Here is a 15954-nt window from a genome sequence, read left to right as displayed (position 1 = left end):
AAGACACGCGGCGTGTCCGCCTCTAGACGCACGGCGATGCCGGCGCGGTTGTCGGCCGGCCTGCGGCCGGCCCTCGGGCGGCCCTGCGCATCGACCTCTGTGGCGCGTCCCGAGACGGCCGGCGATATGCGCCTGTCCTGATGTGCCCGTCATGATCGCCCCCGCCCGTCGCGGAGCGCCCTCCCGCGTGTGACGCCGGCGATCCCAAGCCCGGGAATTCCATGTTCCGTTTCATTCTCCGCCGCGTCGCGCTGACGCTGCCGACTTTCGTGGCGCTGATGTTCGTCACCTTCGTCGCGGTGCGCCTGGTGCCCGGCGACCCGATCGAGGCCCGTACCGGCGAGCGCGGCATCGCGCCCGAACGCCTCGCCCTGCTGCGCCATGAACTCGGCCTCGACCAGCCGGTGTGGAAGCAGTTCCTCGACTATGCCAACGGCATCGTGCATGGCGATTTCGGCGTGTCGATCGTCACCAAGACGCCGGTGATCCAGGAATTCGCCGTGCTGTTCCCGGCGACGCTGGAACTCGCCTTCTGCGCGCTGATCTTCGCCGTCGTGCTCGGCCTGCCGGCCGGCGTGCTGGCCGCCGTCAAGCGCGGCTCGGTGTTCGACCATGCGGTGATGACCGTGGCGCTCGCCGGCTACTCCATGCCGATCTTCTGGTGGGGTCTGCTGCTCATCATGTTCATGTCGGAATATCTCGGGCTGACCCCGGTCTCCGGCCGCATGGACCTGATCAACTACTATTTCGAGCCGGTCACCGGCTTCATGCTGATCGACAGCCTGCTCTCCGATCAGGAAGGCGCCTTCGGCGCGGCGCTGGCGCATCTCGTGCTGCCCTCCATCGTGCTCGGCACCATCCCGCTCGCGGTGATCGCCCGCATGACGCGCTCCTCCATGCTGGAAGTGCTCGGCGAGGACTATGTGCGCACCGCCCGCGCCAAGGGCCTGTCGCCGTTGCGCGTGGTGGGCCTGCACGCGCTGCGCAACGCGCTGATCCCGGTCATCACCGTCATCGGCCTGCAGACCGGCACGCTGCTCGCCGGCGCGGTGCTGACCGAGACCATCTTCGCCTGGCCCGGCGTCGGCAAATGGCTGATCGAGTCGATTGCCCGGCGCGACTACCCGGCGCTGCAGGGCGGCATCATGCTGATCTCGGGCATCGTCATCCTCGTCAACCTCATCGTCGACATGCTCTACGTCGCGATCAACCCGAGGATCCGGCATGGCGGATGAAGCCCTCAACGTCGCCCCGGTCCTCCCGGGCGCGGTGCCGCCGGTCGAGAGCGTGCCGGCGGAACAATCGCCGCTGCGCGCCTTCTGGTCCGCCTTCAGCGAGAATCGCGGCGCCGTGCTCGGCCTCGCCGTGGTGGTGTTCATCGCCCTGCTCGCGCTGTTCGCGCCCTTCGTGGCTCCGCATTCGCCGATCGAGCAGTTCCGCCAGCATGTGCAGCAGCCGCCGGTCTGGGCGGGCGGCACCTGGCAGTTCCCCTTCGGCACCGATGCGGTGGGCCGCGACGTGCTCTCGCGCCTGATCTATGGCGCGCGCATCTCGCTCGGCATCGGCCTGTCGGTGATGCTGGTCTCGGTCGTGGTCGGCATCGTGCTGGGCCTCGCCAGCGCCTTCCTGCGCGGCATCGTCGAGGTGGTCGTGATGCGCATCATGGACCTCGTGGTGGCGATCCCGAGCCTCGTGCTCGCCATCCTCGTCGTCGCCGTGCTCGGCCCGAGCCTCGTCAACACCATCGTCGCCGTTACCGTCGTCTATCTGCCGCGCTATGTGCGGCTGGTGCGCGCGGCGGCGCTGGCGGAGCTGTCGAAGGAATATGTCATCGCCGCGCAAGTCGCCGGCGTCGGCAAGCTGCGGCTGATGTTCGTCACCGTGCTGCCGAACTGCCTCGCCCCGCTCATCGTGCAGGCGGCGCTCGGCATTTCCGACGCCATTCTGGAAGCCGCCGCGCTCGGCTTTCTCGGTCTCGGCGCGCAGCCGCCGACGCCGGAATGGGGCGCCATGCTCGCCGACAGCCGCGAATTCATCCGCGCCGCGCCGTGGATCGTGACGCTGCCGGGCCTCGCCATCCTCGTCACCGTGGTCGCCATCAACCTGATGGGCGACGGCCTGCGCGACGCGCTCGATCCCAAGCTGCGGCGGAGCTGAGCCATGACGGGAACCATGACCGGAACCACCGCTCCCCTGCTCTCCATCCGCAACCTGTCGGTGACGTTTTCGACCTCGCGCGGGCCGTTCAAGGCGGTCGACGGGGTCGATCTCGACGTGGCCGAGGGCGAGCTGGTTGCCATTGTCGGCGAAAGCGGCTCGGGCAAGTCGGTCGCCATGCTGGCGGTGATGGGCCTGCTGCCCTGGACCGCCAAGGTGACCGCCGACCAGGCGAGCTTCGCCGGGCGCGACCTGCTCACCCTCTCCGCCCGCGAGCGGCGCAAGATCATCGGGCGCGACATCGCCATGATCTTTCAGGAGCCGATGTCGAGCCTCAACCCGTGCTTTACCGTCGGCTTCCAGATCCGCGAGGCGATGGCGACCCATCTCGACCTCTCCCGCGCGGAACGGCAGAAGCGGGCGGTCGAACTGCTGGACCTCGTCGGCATTCCCGAACCGGAGCGACGGCTGAAAGCCTTCCCACACCAGCTTTCCGGCGGCATGAGCCAGCGGGTGATGATCGCCATGGCGCTCGCCTGCAACCCGAAGCTCATCATCGCCGACGAGCCGACCACCGCGCTGGATGTCACCATCCAGGCGCAGATCCTCGACCTCCTGCTGCGGTTGCAGAAGGAGAGCGGCGTCGGCCTCGTGCTCATCACCCATGACATGGGCGTGGTGGCGGAGACCTCGCAGCGGGTCTGCGTGCAATATGCCGGGCAGCAGATCGAGATGCAGTCGACGCGCGGCCTGTTCGCCGACCCGCACCACCCCTATACGGCGGCGCTGCTGGCGGCGCTGCCGGAGCGGGCGACCGGGCGCCTGCTGCCTTCCATTCCCGGCGTGGTGCCGGGCCTTGCCGACCGGCCGGTGGGCTGCCTCTTCTCGCCGCGCTGCCGTTTCGCCACCGAGACCTGCCGCACCGTGCCGCCGCGGCGCGCCAGCGCGGAGCTGGGCCTCGCGCTGTGCCATTACCCGCTGAAGGACGGCGTGCCGCTCAACCGGGAGCCTGCCCTATGAACCAGATCGCTCCCCACGAACCGAGTGCCCGCGACGCGGTGATGGAAGCCGTCGACCTCGCCCAGAGCTATGAGGTGGCGCGCGGCCTTTTCGCCAAATCCGCCACCGTGAAAGCGGTGGCCGGCATCAGCTTCCGCCTCGCCCCGCGCTCGACGCTCGCCGTGGTCGGGGAGAGCGGCTCGGGCAAGTCGACGCTCGCGCGCATGCTCACCATGATCGAGCGGCCGGGCGCCGGCTCGCTGCTGCTCGACGATGTGGATGTCGCCGAAGCGGATGCCACCACGCTGCGCCGCTACCGCGGCGAGGTGCAGATGGTGTTCCAGAATCCCTATGGCTCGCTCAACCCGCGCCAGACAGTGGGAACCGCCATCGAGGAACCGCTGCTGGTCAACACCAAGCTGTCCTCGGCCGAGCGGCGCGCCCGCGCGCTGGACATGATGGCCCGCGTCGGACTGCGGCCGGAACATCACGGGCGATACCCGCACATGTTCTCCGGCGGCCAGCGCCAGCGCATCGCCATCGCCCGCGCGCTGGTGCTGCGCCCGAAGATCCTCGTGCTGGACGAGCCGGTCTCCGCGCTCGACGTTTCCGTGCGCGCGCAGGTGCTGAACCTGCTGGTGGAGCTTCAGGAACAGCTCGGCGTCGCCTATGTGTTCGTCTCGCACGACCTCGGCGTTGTCCGCCACATGGCCGACGAGGTGCTGGTGATGTATCTCGGCCGCGTGGTCGAGCATGGCCCGCGCGAGGCCATCTTCACCGCGCCGAAGCACCCCTATACGCGGGCGCTGCTCTCGGCGACGCCGGTGGCGGACCCGGAGGCGAAGAAGGAGCGCATCGTTCTGCAGGGCGAACTCCCCTCGCCCTTCAATCCGCCCAAGGGCTGCCCCTTCAACCCGCGCTGCCCGCTGGTGATGGACCGCTGCCGGGTGGAAATGCCGCCGACCGAGCGCAAGGGCGACCAATTGGTGGCCTGCTGGGCGGCGCAGTAGCCATGAGCACCGACAAGGCCACAACGCACGACGCGACGCTCTGCGTCCACCCACCGGCCGCGTCCATGGAAGGCTATGCCAGCCTCGCCGTACCGACCTACCGCGCCTCCACCATCGTCTATCCCGATGGCGAGGCCTTCCTGCGCCGCGCGGAGCGCGGGGCGGACGGCTACACCTATGGCCTGCACGGCACGCCGACCACGCGCACGTTGGAAGACCAGCTCACCCGGCTGCAGGGCGGGGCGCGCACGCTGATCGTGCCGTCGGGACAAGCGGCGATCTCGCTGGTCATGCTCGCCGTGCTGAAGCCGGGCGATCATGTGCTGATCCCCGACAATGCCTACCCGCCGGTGCGCGCGCTCTGCGCCGACTATCTCGAACCGCGCGGCATCGCCCACACGGTCTATGACCCGATGATCGGCGCCGGTATTGACGGGCTGATCGAGGCCCGCACACGCCTTCTCTGGATCGAGGCGCCCGGCTCCGGCTCGATGGAAGTGCCGGACGTGCCGGCCCTCATCGCCGCGGCCCGCGCGCGCGGCGTGCTCACCGGCTGCGACAACACCTGGGCGACGGCGCTGCTGTTCAAGCCGCTGGCCCATGGCGCCGACTTCGCCTGCGAGGCGCTGACCAAATATGTCGGCGGCCATTCCGACCTGCTGCTCGGCTCGATCACCGTGGCCGACATCGCGCTGCACCGGCAATTGCGGGCGATGATGGGCACGCTCGGCATCGGCGTGTCGCCGGATGACTGCGCGCTGGCGCTGCGCGGCATCCAGACCATGGCCGTGCGCCTCGCCCATGTCGGGCAGGTGGCGGAGGACTTTGCCCGGCGGCTCGTCGGCCGGCCCGGCGTCGCGGCGGTGCTGCACCCGGCGCTCCCAAGCCATCCCGGCCACACGGCCTATAACCGCGATTTCAGGGGCGGTTCCGGCGTGTTCAGCCTGGTGCTGGACGCGGGCTGCGAGGCCCGGCTCGGCGCCGCGCTGTCGGGGCTGAAGGTGTTCGCGATCGGTGCCTCCTGGGGCGGCACGCATAGCCTCGTTGCCCCGCAGGAGATCGCCGCGATCCGCAGCGCGACGGCCTGGCCCCATGCCGGCCCGCTGCTGCGCCTCAGCATCGGGCTCGAAGACCCCGCCGAGCTGTGGGACGACCTCGCCGCCCTGCTGGAGCGCCTCAGCGCTAGGTGAAAAGAGCGATTTCCGGCTCTTGCAAAGGGAAGAACGCTCACCATCTAGTTACCGATGTGAAATAGCCGCAGCGGTTGGGGATCCCAAGGCATTAAATGAAATCCCCAGGCTGGCCCAACGCGCGAAGGCGGCTACCGTAAGGGACCCTTGCGCGGGATATGGGAGTTGCACATGCGTGCATTCTTCTATGTCGAAGCCAGCCGGTCGGACGGGTCAACATGTCGTTTGGCTATGGGATGTGAAATACATCCCGATTGGCTTTCGGCAATGATGGTCATCGCTCGACTGTTCTGAACGAAGGGCATCCCGGCAACGGGATGCCCTTTTGTTTGTAAGGCTCAGCGTAGGTTGAACAGCACCGGCACGGTAAAGCTGAAGCTGCCGCCGGGCATGTCCGCCGGCGGGGCCGGCAGCGGCGAGGCGCGGCGCACCATGGCCACCGCCTCTTCATCAAGGCTGGCGCTACCGGAGGAGCCGGCGAGCCGCACGCTTGTCACATTGCCGGCGCGGTCGATCGAGAAGGCGACGCGCGGGCGGCCCTGCTCGGCATTGGCGCGCGCCTCATTCGGGTAGCGCTTGTGCCGGTTGAGATGCGACATCAGCCGCGAGCGCCAGTCCGCCTGCGCACGGCTCGACGAGGCGCTCGAGCCCGAGGTCGGGGCGGCGACGCGGTCGGACGGGGCGGCGTTCAGCGACGGCGCGGCCGAGGTCTGCGGCGCTGGCGGCTTCTCGCTCTTCTCCCGCTCCTTCGGCTTGGGCTTGGGCTTCGGGCGCTCCTTGGGCGGCTCCGGCTTCTTCTCCGGCGGTGTCAGCTCGGAGGCGAGCGGCGGGGGCGGCGGCAGCGGCACCTCGATGTCGGGCGCCGGGCTCTCCGTCACCTGCGGCACCGGTTCCTGTTCGGGCTCCGGCTCGGGCGGCGGCACGTCCTCTTCCTTGGCGAGCGGGTCCGGGGGAACCTCCTCCTCGACCTTCTCGGGCGCCTCGACCATTTGCGGGCCGGGCGGCAGCTCGACCGGATCGGCGGCAGGCGCCACCGGCATCTCGGCGAGCTCGATCATGATGGCGGCGGGCTCGTCGGCGGCGTGGATCGGCGGCTCGGCCAGCATATAGGCGAGCGCCCCGCCATGGGCGGCCAGCACCACGACGCCGCACAGGGCCCAGCCTGCCGCCCGCAGTACTTCCTGCCGACGGTTGCCATGAAGCAGCATCAGGCTCATGGGGCGGGTGAACCTGCGGCGGGTGAAGCTGGGGCGGCCGGAGCCGGGGCGCCTGCGGCGGGTGCTCCGGGCAAGGCACCCGGAACCGGCGCGGCACCGGTCGCGGGCGCGCCCGCCATTTCCAGACCGACCAGCGCGATCTTGAGATAGCCGGCGGAGCGCAGGAGGTTCATCACCTCCATCAGATCGCCATAGGCCACCGCCTTGTCGGCGCGCAGGAAGATGCGGGTGTCGCGCTTGCCCTCGGTCGTGCGGTCGAGCGTGGCGCCGAGTTCGGGGCGCGGAATGTCGTCATTGCCGAGCGCCAGGCCGAGATCGCCCTTCACGGTGAGGTAGACCGGCTTGTCCGGGCGCGGCTGCACGGCGGCATTGGAGGCCGGCAGGTCCACGGCGACATCGACGGTGGAAAGCGGCGCCGCGACCATGAAGATGATCAGCAGCACCAGAATGACGTCGATGAACGGGGTGACGTTGATCTCGTGGTTCTCGACGAGATCGTCGCTGTCCGTGCTCTGGAGCTTGGCGCCCATGGTTCACTCCTGTCCGATCACAGCCGGATCGGCGGTCACTCGGCGGCGGCAGCGCGCACGCGCACGGCGCTGACCGGCGCGCCATGGGACGCAGCATGAGGAGCGGCGTGCCGCAGCTCGGCGCTGTGGCGGGCGATGGCGTCGCGCTTGTCGAGGTCGCGCGAGAGAAGGCGCAGCACCTCGGCGGCCGCATCGCCCATCAACACGCGGTAGCCGGAGACCTGACGGGAGAAGTGGTTGTAGATCACCACGGCGGGAATGGCGGCGACGAGGCCGATGGCGGTGGCCAGCAGCGCCTCGGCAATGCCCGGCGCGACAACGGCGAGATTGGTGGTCTGCGCCTTCGAGATGCCGATGAAGGAATTCATGATGCCCCACACCGTGCCGAACAGGCCGACGAAGGGGGCGGTGGCGCCGATGGTGGCGAGCACGCCGGTGCCACGGGTGATGGCGCGGCCGGTCGCGACCTCGATGCGGCCCAGCGAGATGGAGACGCGCTCCTTGATGCCCTCGGCCGGCAGGTCGCCGGAGCGCTGCAATTCGAGATCGGTCACCTTCAGCATCGCCCCGGCCGGGCCGGCGGCGCCGACAACGCGGGCGGCATCGAGCGAGGCGCTGGCGAGATAGCCCTTGAGCGCCCGGCGCAGGCGCGCCTTCGCGACCATCAGTTCCAGCGACTTGGCGAGCCCAACCGTCCAGGTGACGACCGAGGCGAAGGCGAGGCCGATCATCACCGCCTTCACCACCCAGTCGGCGGCCATGAACATGCCCCAGGGCGACAGGTCATGCGGCAGCTGGGCGGCCACCGAACTGTCCTCGCCGGCAACCGGGGCGGCAGCGGGGGCACCCGCCGGAGCCGTAACAGCAGCCGCATCGGCGGAGGCCGAGGGGGCGGCGGCGGTGGGCGTCGTCGGAGCAGGCATGGGCGGCACCAGCGCCTCGGGAGCGGCCGGCGCGGGCTGAACGGCCGGCGCCGGGGGCGCGGCCTGCTGCGCCACCACCGGAATCACCGATCCGCTGAACAACGCCAGCGCCAGAAGCGCGGGGACGACACGGCGGAGCGGAGCGGCGGGGCGAGAGGTCAGCATGGCAGCCATCCGATGTTCCGGCCAGCTTCCTTCTCCCACCGCTGAAAGCGGAAGGTCTCGGGACGCCGGCCCCTCAGTTAACGGCTTCCATACCCCTCAGGTACAAGGTCGACAACAGCAAAAAGCCGCATCAACGCATTGTGGAACCACTCAAAACTGCGATCTTCCTAGTAATTCTTGTTTGTTATAATTCCAGACAAGCACTTTACTACCGCGCGACGCCCAGCACCTTGCCGGGATTGAGCAACCCCTGCGGATCCAGCGCGGCCTTGACCCGGTGCATCAGATCGAGCGCCACCGGATCGGCGTAATGCGCCAGTTCCTCGCGCTTGAGGATGCCGATGCCGTGCTCGGCGGCGATGGAGCCGTCCATATCGCTCACGATGTCGTGGACGATGCGGTTGAAGGTCTCCCACATGCCGATGAAGGCGGCCTTTTCCATGCCGACGGGCTGGCTGAGATTGAAGTGGATATTGCCATCGCCGACATGGCCGAACGGGCACGGCCGCAGCCCCGGCAGCGCCGCCAGGCAGGCGGGCAGCGCGCGCTCGAGAAACTCCGGCACGCGCGACACCGGCACGGAGACATCGTGCTTGATCGAGCCGCCTTCGTGCTTCTGCGCCTCGCTCATATCCTCGCGCAGCCGCCACAGATTGGCCGCCTGCGCCTCGCTCGCCGCGATCACCGCGTCCAGCACCTCGCCCGCTTCCATCGCGGCGCCCAGCGTCTCCTCCATCAGCGCGCCGAGATCGAAGGCGCGGGTGGGGGCGGAGAGTTCGGCCAGCACATACCAGTCGTAACGCTCCGTGAGCGGACGCACCGTGCCGGGCATGTGGGTCAGCACGGTCTCGACGCCGAAAGCCGCCATCAGCTCGAAGGTGGTGAGCGCATCCCCCGCCTCGCCGCGCAGGCGCTTGAGCAGGGCAAGCGCGGAGGCCGGATCGGACACCGCAAGGAAAGCGGTGGTGCGCTGCGCCGGCTGCGGAAACAGCTTCAGCACGGCAGCGGTGATGAGGCCGAGCGTGCCTTCGGTGCCGAGAAAGAGCTGCTTGAGGTCATAGCCCGCATTGTTCTTGCGCAGGCGCTTCAGCCCGTTCCACACCCGCCCATCGGCCAGCACGACCTCGAGACCGAGCACGAGATCCTTGGCATTGCCATAGCGCAGCACGGCGGTGCCGCCGGCATTGGAGGACAGGTTGCCACCGATGCGGCAGGAGCCCTGCGAGGCGATGTGCAGCGGGAAGAGGCAGCCCACCTCCTCCGCCGCCTTGTGGACAGTGTCGAGGATGCAGCCGGCCTCCACCGTCATGGTCATGTCGACGGGATCGACGGCACGCACGCGGTCGAGCCGCGCCAGCGAGACCAGCACCTCGCCAAACGGCATCTGCCCGCCAACCAGCCCGGTATTGCCGCCCTGCGGCACGATCGGCACGCCGGCCCGCGCGCAGGATTCCACCACGAAGGCGACCTCCTCGGTCGAGCCCGGCCGCAGCACCGCCGGTGCCTGCCCGTGATAAAGCCCGCGCTCCTCGCGCAGATACGGCGCCATGTCGGCCGGATCGGTCAGCACATGAGCGGCGCCGATACGCTGGGCGAGGGTGGCGAGAAGGGCGGCATCAGCGGGCATGGGAAATCCTGAAGGCTAGCGGGCGGCATCGAGGACGGCGACGTGGCCGGCCGCACCATAATCGAGAATCGCCCGGTCGGCAGTCAGCAGCGGCACACGCAGATGCCGCGCCGTGGCGATGATGAGGCGGTCCGCCGGGTCGGGATGCAGCGCGCCGGGCAGACGGACGCTATCCACCGCGATAGCCGGTTCCAGCGGCGCGAGCTGGAGGGCCGGGAGAGCGAGCACCGCGTCGAGCCACGCGCCCACATCCTCGGTCAGCGCCAGCCGCCCCTTCTGGACCAGCATGGCAATCTCCCAGGGGGTGATGGCGGCGATATGGACCGCGCCCGCCGCGCTCGGACGGTCAAGGGCGGCCCGCGCCAGAGGGCCAAGGCGCGGATCATCCTCCAGCGCCCAGACCAGCACATGGGTGTCGAGGAGGATCACGCGGTGGCGGCCCAATCCTCAGCCTGTGTGGCGGGCCCGAAGGGATCGACATAGCGCATCACCCGCCCCCGCCGCGCGCCGATCAGCCCGGCCGGCGCGGCCTCGGGGATGGGACTGAGCATCGCCACCGGCTTGCCATGCCGGGTGATGGTGAGGCTCTCCCCGCTCGCGCCGATCTCGTCGATCAGCCGCAGGCACTCCGCCTTGAATTGCGTCGCGGCAACTTTGCGTGTGGTCATCACGGGTCTCTTTTCTGTACAAATTATATGTACATTTATGGTCACATCGCAATGTTTACGGCGCGCGAAGGCTGCGACAGGATGCGGGGCCCACACCGGACCGCCCCCATGTCGCTCATCCTCTACGCCACGCTCGGCGTCGCTGATCTCAGCCGCGCCACCGCCTTTTACGACGCGGTGCTCGCCCCGCTCGGCTATGCCCGCCGCGACGACGCGATCGAGGGCTGGGAAGGCTACGGGCCGGATTATGATGATGGCGTGAGCCTGTGGCTCTGCACGCCCTTCAATGGGGCGCCGCCCACCGCCGGCAACGGCACCATGGTCGCCTTCCGCGCGCCCGATGCGGCGGCGGTCGACGCATTTCACGCGACGGCGCTGGCGCAGGGCGGCACGGATGAGGGGGCGCCGGGGGTGCGGCCGCATTACGGGCCGGGCTTCTACGTCGCCTATGTGCGCGATCCCGACGGCAACAAGCTCGCCTGCGTGTTCCACCGCTATGGTCTGGAGGGCTGACGCGGGACGCGCCAACCGTTCTGTGACGCCCACAAGACGAGGCTGCCCCTTGCCCCGGCGCGGCTTTCCCCCTATCCCCGCGCCATGGCTCCTCCTCTTCTTCTGCTTCAGGACACGCGGCTCACCTTTGGCGGCACGCCGCTGCTTGATGGCGCCGAACTTTCCGTCTCCGCCGGCGAGCGCGTCGGCCTTGTCGGGCGCAACGGCTCGGGCAAGTCGACGCTGCTCAAGATCGCCGCCGGCATCGTGCAGGCCGATGGCGGCAACCGCTTCGCCCAGCCCGGCGCGACCATCCGCTATCTGCCGCAGGAGCCGGACCTTTCCGGCTTCAAGACCACGCTCGCCTATGTCGAGGCCGGCATGGGGCCGGGCGACCAGGAATACCGTGCGCAGTACCTCTTGAACGAGCTCGGCCTCACCGGCGAGGAGAACCCGGCCAATCTCTCCGGCGGCGAGGCCCGCCGCGCCGCGCTCGCCCGCGTGCTGGCGCCCGAGCCGGACATCCTGCTGCTCGACGAGCCGACCAACCATCTCGACCTGCCGGCCATCGAATGGCTGGAGAGCGAGTTGTCCTCGCTGCGCTCGGCGCTGGTGCTCATCAGCCATGACCGCCGCTTCCTGCAGGATCTGACCCGCGCCACCGTCTGGCTCGACCGCGGCACGACGCGGCGCATGGAGCGCGGCTTCGCCTTCTTTGAGGAATGGCGCGACCAGGTGCTGGAAGAGGAAGAGCGCGACCAGCAGAAGCTCGCCCGCAAGATCGTCGCGGAAGAGCACTGGATGCGCTACGGCGTTACCGCCCGGCGCAAGCGCAATGTGCGGCGCGTCGGCGAGCTGGCGGAGCTGCGCGCGAAGTTCCGCGACCATCGCGGCGCGGTGGGTACCATCACCATGGCCGCCACCGAGGCCGAGGTCTCCGGCAAGCTGGTGATGGAGGCCGAGCACATCTCGAAGACATATGGCGATCGCGTCATCGTGCGCGACCTCTCCATCCGCATCCAGCGCGGCGACCGCATCGGCATTGTCGGGCCGAACGGCGCGGGCAAGACCACGCTGCTGAAGATGCTCACCGGCGAACTGGCCCCCGACAGCGGCAAGGCCAAGATGGGCACCAATATCGAGATGGCGACGCTCGACCAGCGCCGCGCCGCGCTCGATCCCAACCGCTCGGTGCGCGAGACGCTGACCGACGGACGCGGCGACCAGGTGTTCGTCGGCGGCAATCCTCGCCATGTCATCGGCTATATGAAGGACTTCCTGTTCACGCCGGAGCAGGCGGGCACGGCGGTCTCGAAGCTCTCGGGCGGCGAGCGCGGGCGGCTGCTGCTCGCCTGCGCGCTGGCGCAGGCCTCCAACCTCATGGTGCTGGACGAGCCGACCAACGATCTCGACCTCGAAACGCTCGACCTGCTCGAAGAGATGATCGACGACTATGCTGGCACGGTGCTGCTGGTCAGCCATGACCGCGACTTTCTCGATCGCACCGTCACCGCCACCATCGCCTATGAGGGCGACGGCAATTGGGAAGTCTATGCCGGCGGCTATTCCGACATGGTGGCGCAGCGCGGCCATGGCGTGAAGGCGCGCGCGGCGGCGCAGGCAGCCGCGACGAGCACCGCCAAGGCCTCCGCCAGCGCGCCGGCCAGCGCCGCACCCGCTTCCAGCGGCAGCAAGCGCAAGCTCTCCTTCAAGGAGAAGCACGCGCTGGAGCAGCTGCCCAAGCGCATCGCCCAGCTCGAATCCGACATCAAGCGGCTGAACAACACGCTGGCGACGGCGAATTTCTACACGCGCGACCCGGCCGGCTTCCAGAAGGCCACCGCCGAGCTCACCCGGACCCAGGCGGAACTCGCCAAGGCCGAGGAAGAGTGGCTGAATCTGGAAATGCTGCGCGAGGAAGTCGGCGGCTGAGGCCGCGGGCGGCGCGCCTGCCCAGCAAGACCCCCCGTTCCCCGGACGGGTTGCACAGCGTGCAGCGATGATCAGGGGACCAAGGGAAGCTCTTTGGCCGAAGACTCTCCCGCTGGATCCCGGCTCGCCTTCCGCTCACGCTTCAGGCGTCCGGGACACGGGTAAGTCCGCTCAGGGCGCCATGTCTGGCACGGGCTTGACGACGCCGCTCGGGGCGGAGGCGCCGCCGAAGGACGACACGTCGAGCGCAGGGGCGGCACTGGCGAGCTGGAGCTTTTCGCCGGTGAAGGCCCAGGTCTGCTGCACCATCGCCGGGTTGTCGTTCAGCTTGGTACCGTAGCTCGGCACGATCTGGCGGATCTTGCCCTGCCATTCGGGCGTCGCGACCTTGGCCTTGAACACCTTCTCCAGCACGCCCAGCATGATCGGCGCCGCCGTCGAGGCGCCCGGCGAGGCGCCGAGCAGCGCGGCGATAGAGCCGTCCTTGGCGGCGACGATCTCGGTGCCGAGCTTCAGCGTGCCGCCGCCATCCTTGTCGCGCTTGATGATCTGCACGCGCTGGCCGGCCTGCCACAGGCGCCAGTCCTCGGCCTTGGCCTGCGGGAAATATTCGCGCAGCGCCGCCAGCCGCTCGGCGTCGGAGAGCATGAGCTGGCCGGCGAGATACTTCACCAGCGCGAACTGCTCGGTGCCGACATCGAGCATCGGCCAGATGTTCTCCAGCGTTACCGAGGCCGGCAAATCGAGATAGGAGCCGTCCTTGAGGAACTTGGTGGAGAAGGTGGCGAAGGGGCCGAACAGCAGCACCTGCTTGCCGTCGAGATAGCGCGTGTCGAGATGCGGCACCGACATGGGCGGCGCGCCGACCGAGGCCTTGCCATAGGCCTTGGCGAGGTGGCGCAGCGCCGTATCCGGGTTGTCATTGACGAGGAAGGAGCCGCCAACGGGGAAGCCGGCGAAATCCTCGCCCTCGGGGATGCCGGACTTCTGCAGGAGGTGCAGCGCGCCGCCGCCGCCGCCGATGAACACCATGTTGGCGTCCACCGTGCGCGTCTCGCCGGTGCCGGTATAGCCATAGGTCACGCGCCAGCTGCCATCGGCGTTGCGGGTGATGTCGGCGACCTCGCTGGACAGTTCCAGGTCGAAATTCGGCTGGCTGCGCAGATAGCTCACATATTGCCGGGTGACCTCGCCCCAATCGACGTCGGTGCCGAGCGGCGACCAGGTGGCGGCGATGGTCTGGGCGGGGTCACGGCCCTCCATCATCAGCGGCACCCATTCGGCGATCCGGGCGCGGTCGGTGGAGAATTCCATGCCGGCGAAAAGCGGGCTCGCCTTCAGCGCCTCATGGCGCTTGCGCAGGAACTCGATGTTCTCGTCGCCCCAGACGAAGCTCATATGCGGGGTGGAATTGATGAAGGAGCGCGGGTTGCGCAGCACGCCGCGCTCAACCTGCCGGGCGAGGAACTGGCGGGTGACCTGGAAGGCCTCGTTGATCTCGACCGCCTTGTCGATATGGACCTGGCCCTTGTCGTCTTCCGGCGTGTAGTTGAGCTCGGCCAGCGCGGAATGTCCGGTGCCGGCATTGTTCCAGCCATTGGAGCTTTCCAGCGCCACGCCGTCGAGCCGCTCGATCATGGCGAGCTTCCAGTCCGGCTCCAGCTCGTTGAGCCACACGCCGAGCGTCGCGCTCATGATGCCGCCGCCGATCAGCAGCACGTCGACCTTGCGCGCACCCGCCTGCGCCAGAGCCGCGCCGATGCCACCCGAGAGGCCGGCCGCCGCGACACCGCCGACCGCGCCGCCGAGCACCTGACGGCGGTTCACCGACGGTCCCGCGACGGGGGCGGAGGGGGTCCGGAGAGTGTCCTTGCTACGCATCACCATGGCTTTTTCCTGTTCCAGAGCGGTCCCCGACGCCGGCTCGTTATCGGGCGCTCTGCGGCAAAACAACCCGGCCATCCGTAGAAGTACGGGCGCGCGAACGAAAGCGACCCGAAAGCGGGCTGCGCTTTCAGGGGTCGCGCACCCCTCGACAAAACATTGTTTTTGCTTCGGTTTTTTTAGATCGACATAGACCGCCCGGCGCGGTTGCGCTTTCGCTTCTTGTCCGCGGGGTGCATAGGTGCCCCGCGACAAGCGCCGGTCTGACGGCTATGAAGCGACCATGGCCCTGCTCATTTCCCTCACCGCGCCGGACGACCCGCGCATCGACGCCTACCGCGTCATCAAGGAACGCGACCTTGTCGGGCGCGGCGGCCGCTTCATCGTCGAGGGGCGCACCGTGCTCGACGTGGCGCTCTCCCCGCGCAACCGGTTCAAGCTGGAATCGCTGCTGCTGGCGGAGAGCCGGCTGGAGGCGCTCGCCCCGCTGCTGGCGCAGGCGCCGGAAGGGCTGCCGATCTACACGGCGAGCCAGGCGATCCTTGACGGCATCACCGGCTTTCACATTCATCGCGGCCTGCTCGGCATCGGACTGCGTGGGGCGGAGCCGACCATGGCGGAGCTTGTCGCATCGCTGCCGGAGACGGCGCTGGTGGTCGTGCCGCTCGGCATCACCAATCACGACAATGTCGGCGGCATCATGCGCAATGCCGCCGCCTTCGGGGCGGATGCGGCGCTGTTCGACTTCGCCTCCTGCGACCCGCTCTACCGCAAGGCGATCCGCGTCTCGGTCGGCGGTAGTCTCATGGTGCCCTTTGCCCGCGAGGGATCGGCCGAGGCGATCCTCGATCTCCTCGCCGCGCATGATTTCACCCTGCTGGCCCTCAGCCCGGCCGGAGAATGCGAGATCGGTGCCCTGCCCCGCCCGCGCCGGGCCGCGCTTCTGCTGGGCGCGGAGGGGCCGGGATTGCCCGCGCCTATCCTCGCGCGCACCCGCACGGTGCGCATCGACATGGCCGGGAACTTCGATTCCCTCAATGTCGCGACGACCAGCGGTATTGCACTACATGCCATGCGCCAGACGCAGATAAACGCGGCGTGATCAGCCGAATCAAGCCTCGACACGGCCCCGGAGTCGGCTCATGCTTCAGCCTGACTAT

General features: G+C 68.8%; 15 protein-coding genes. 8 read left to right on the top strand and 7 right to left on the bottom strand.

Features of this window, described 5'->3' with window-relative positions:
• Positions 1 to 221 precede the first annotated feature (221 nt).
• The 5 genes from AncyloWKF20_RS01045 to AncyloWKF20_RS01025 are packed head-to-tail and all read left to right on the top strand — an operon-like array spanning position 222 to position 5356.
• A complete protein-coding gene (locus AncyloWKF20_RS01045) occupies positions 222 to 1235 on the top strand; it encodes an ABC transporter permease subunit (RefSeq protein ID WP_279316129.1) in 1014 nt (337 codons plus the stop codon).
• Complete coding sequence (locus AncyloWKF20_RS01040; protein WP_279316128.1) at positions 1225 to 2157, top strand: ABC transporter permease subunit; 933 nt, start codon at positions 1225 to 1227, stop codon at positions 2155 to 2157. Before AncyloWKF20_RS01045 ends, AncyloWKF20_RS01040 begins: the two co-directional genes overlap by 11 nt.
• Positions 2158 to 2160: 3 nt before the next feature.
• Entirely contained in the window at positions 2161 to 3177 is a 1017-nt protein-coding gene (locus tag AncyloWKF20_RS01035; protein ID WP_279316127.1) for an ABC transporter ATP-binding protein, read from the top strand.
• Positions 3174 to 4166: a dipeptide ABC transporter ATP-binding protein gene (locus tag AncyloWKF20_RS01030; RefSeq protein ID WP_279316126.1), complete on the top strand. Its 993-nt coding sequence runs from the start codon at positions 3174 to 3176 to the stop codon at positions 4164 to 4166. Before AncyloWKF20_RS01035 ends, AncyloWKF20_RS01030 begins: the two co-directional genes overlap by 4 nt.
• A gap of 2 nt (positions 4167 to 4168) precedes the next feature.
• Positions 4169 to 5356, top strand: a complete 1188-nt coding sequence (locus AncyloWKF20_RS01025) for a PLP-dependent transferase (protein ID WP_279316125.1) — start codon at positions 4169 to 4171, stop codon at positions 5354 to 5356.
• A 338-nt stretch (positions 5357 to 5694) separates the two neighbouring features.
• Here the strand turns inward: AncyloWKF20_RS01025 and AncyloWKF20_RS01020 are convergent, their stop codons facing one another.
• The 6 genes from AncyloWKF20_RS01020 to AncyloWKF20_RS00995 all read right to left on the bottom strand — a co-directional run bounded on the left by AncyloWKF20_RS01020 (position 5695) and on the right by AncyloWKF20_RS00995 (position 10486).
• Positions 5695 to 6573: an energy transducer TonB gene (locus AncyloWKF20_RS01020; protein ID WP_279316124.1), complete on the bottom strand. Its 879-nt coding sequence runs from the start codon at positions 6571 to 6573 to the stop codon at positions 5695 to 5697.
• On the bottom strand, positions 6570 to 7103 hold the full coding sequence (exbD, locus tag AncyloWKF20_RS01015) for a TonB system transport protein ExbD (protein ID WP_279316123.1): 534 nt from the start codon (positions 7101 to 7103) through the stop codon (positions 6570 to 6572). The genes AncyloWKF20_RS01020 and exbD overlap by 4 nt, the downstream gene beginning before the upstream one ends.
• A gap of 35 nt (positions 7104 to 7138) precedes the next feature.
• Positions 7139 to 8191 (bottom strand): tonB-system energizer ExbB, encoded by a 1053-nt coding sequence (exbB, locus tag AncyloWKF20_RS01010; RefSeq protein WP_279316122.1) that lies wholly within the window; start codon positions 8189 to 8191, stop codon positions 7139 to 7141.
• Between the two features lie 208 nt (positions 8192 to 8399).
• Entirely contained in the window at positions 8400 to 9818 is a 1419-nt protein-coding gene (locus AncyloWKF20_RS01005) for an FAD-binding oxidoreductase (RefSeq protein WP_279316121.1), read from the bottom strand.
• Between the two features lie 15 nt (positions 9819 to 9833).
• Positions 9834 to 10247, bottom strand: a complete 414-nt coding sequence (locus AncyloWKF20_RS01000) for a type II toxin-antitoxin system VapC family toxin (RefSeq protein ID WP_279316120.1) — start codon at positions 10245 to 10247, stop codon at positions 9834 to 9836.
• Positions 10244 to 10486 (bottom strand): prevent-host-death protein, encoded by a 243-nt coding sequence (locus AncyloWKF20_RS00995; RefSeq protein WP_279316119.1) that lies wholly within the window; start codon positions 10484 to 10486, stop codon positions 10244 to 10246. Before AncyloWKF20_RS00995 ends, AncyloWKF20_RS01000 begins: the two co-directional genes overlap by 4 nt.
• Before the next feature lie 108 nt (positions 10487 to 10594).
• Here AncyloWKF20_RS00995 and AncyloWKF20_RS00990 point away from each other — a divergent pair, with 108 nt between their 5' ends.
• Together AncyloWKF20_RS00990 and AncyloWKF20_RS00985 are read left to right on the top strand one after the other, a co-directional pair.
• The gene (locus tag AncyloWKF20_RS00990) at positions 10595 to 10999 is read left to right on the top strand and encodes a VOC family protein (protein ID WP_279316118.1); all 405 of its coding nucleotides are present in this window, start codon (positions 10595 to 10597) and stop codon (positions 10997 to 10999) included.
• Positions 11000 to 11083: 84 nt separating this feature from the next.
• Positions 11084 to 12910: an ABC-F family ATP-binding cassette domain-containing protein gene (locus AncyloWKF20_RS00985; RefSeq protein ID WP_279316117.1), complete on the top strand. Its 1827-nt coding sequence runs from the start codon at positions 11084 to 11086 to the stop codon at positions 12908 to 12910.
• 171 nt (positions 12911 to 13081) lie between these two features.
• On the opposite strand, the gene mqo is transcribed toward AncyloWKF20_RS00985, so the two are convergent.
• Entirely contained in the window at positions 13082 to 14791 is a 1710-nt protein-coding gene (gene mqo, locus AncyloWKF20_RS00980) for a malate dehydrogenase (quinone) (protein WP_279317842.1), read from the bottom strand.
• Between the two features lie 286 nt (positions 14792 to 15077).
• On the opposite strand from mqo, the gene AncyloWKF20_RS00975 reads away from it, so the two are divergent.
• Positions 15078 to 15896, top strand: coding sequence for an RNA methyltransferase (locus tag AncyloWKF20_RS00975; protein WP_279316116.1), 819 nt, complete (start codon positions 15078 to 15080; stop codon positions 15894 to 15896).
• Positions 15897 to 15954 lie beyond the last annotated feature (58 nt).

The organism is Ancylobacter sp. WKF20 (genome assembly GCF_029760895.1).
GTDB lineage: Bacteria > Pseudomonadota > Alphaproteobacteria > Rhizobiales > Xanthobacteraceae > Ancylobacter.
Note: the sequence above shows the minus strand (reverse complement) of the source record. Positions and strands in the feature narration are given on the sequence as shown.

Bases quoted from the DNA above. Each gene is read 5' to 3' on its own strand.
- AncyloWKF20_RS01045 (WP_279316129.1), top strand. From the start codon at position 222: ATGTTCCGTTTCATTCTCCGCCGCGTCGCGCTGACGCTGCCGACTTTC.
- AncyloWKF20_RS01040 (WP_279316128.1), top strand. From the start codon at position 1,225: ATGGCGGATGAAGCCCTCAACGTCGCCCCGGTCCTCCCGGGCGCGGTG.
- AncyloWKF20_RS01035 (WP_279316127.1), top strand. From the start codon at position 2,161: ATGACGGGAACCATGACCGGAACCACCGCTCCCCTGCTCTCCATCCGC.
- AncyloWKF20_RS01030 (WP_279316126.1), top strand. From the start codon at position 3,174: ATGAACCAGATCGCTCCCCACGAACCGAGTGCCCGCGACGCGGTGATG.
- AncyloWKF20_RS01025 (WP_279316125.1), top strand. From the start codon at position 4,169: ATGAGCACCGACAAGGCCACAACGCACGACGCGACGCTCTGCGTCCAC.
- AncyloWKF20_RS01020 (WP_279316124.1), bottom strand. From the start codon at position 6,573: ATGAGCCTGATGCTGCTTCATGGCAACCGTCGGCAGGAAGTACTGCGG.
- exbD (WP_279316123.1), bottom strand. From the start codon at position 7,103: ATGGGCGCCAAGCTCCAGAGCACGGACAGCGACGATCTCGTCGAGAAC.
- exbB (WP_279316122.1), bottom strand. From the start codon at position 8,191: ATGCTGACCTCTCGCCCCGCCGCTCCGCTCCGCCGTGTCGTCCCCGCG.
- AncyloWKF20_RS01005 (WP_279316121.1), bottom strand. From the start codon at position 9,818: ATGCCCGCTGATGCCGCCCTTCTCGCCACCCTCGCCCAGCGTATCGGC.
- AncyloWKF20_RS00995 (WP_279316119.1), bottom strand. From the start codon at position 10,486: ATGACCACACGCAAAGTTGCCGCGACGCAATTCAAGGCGGAGTGCCTG.
- AncyloWKF20_RS00990 (WP_279316118.1), top strand. From the start codon at position 10,595: ATGTCGCTCATCCTCTACGCCACGCTCGGCGTCGCTGATCTCAGCCGC.
- AncyloWKF20_RS00985 (WP_279316117.1), top strand. From the start codon at position 11,084: ATGGCTCCTCCTCTTCTTCTGCTTCAGGACACGCGGCTCACCTTTGGC.
- mqo (WP_279317842.1), bottom strand. From the start codon at position 14,791: ATGCGTAGCAAGGACACTCTCCGGACCCCCTCCGCCCCCGTCGCGGGA.
- AncyloWKF20_RS00975 (WP_279316116.1), top strand. From the start codon at position 15,078: ATGGCCCTGCTCATTTCCCTCACCGCGCCGGACGACCCGCGCATCGAC.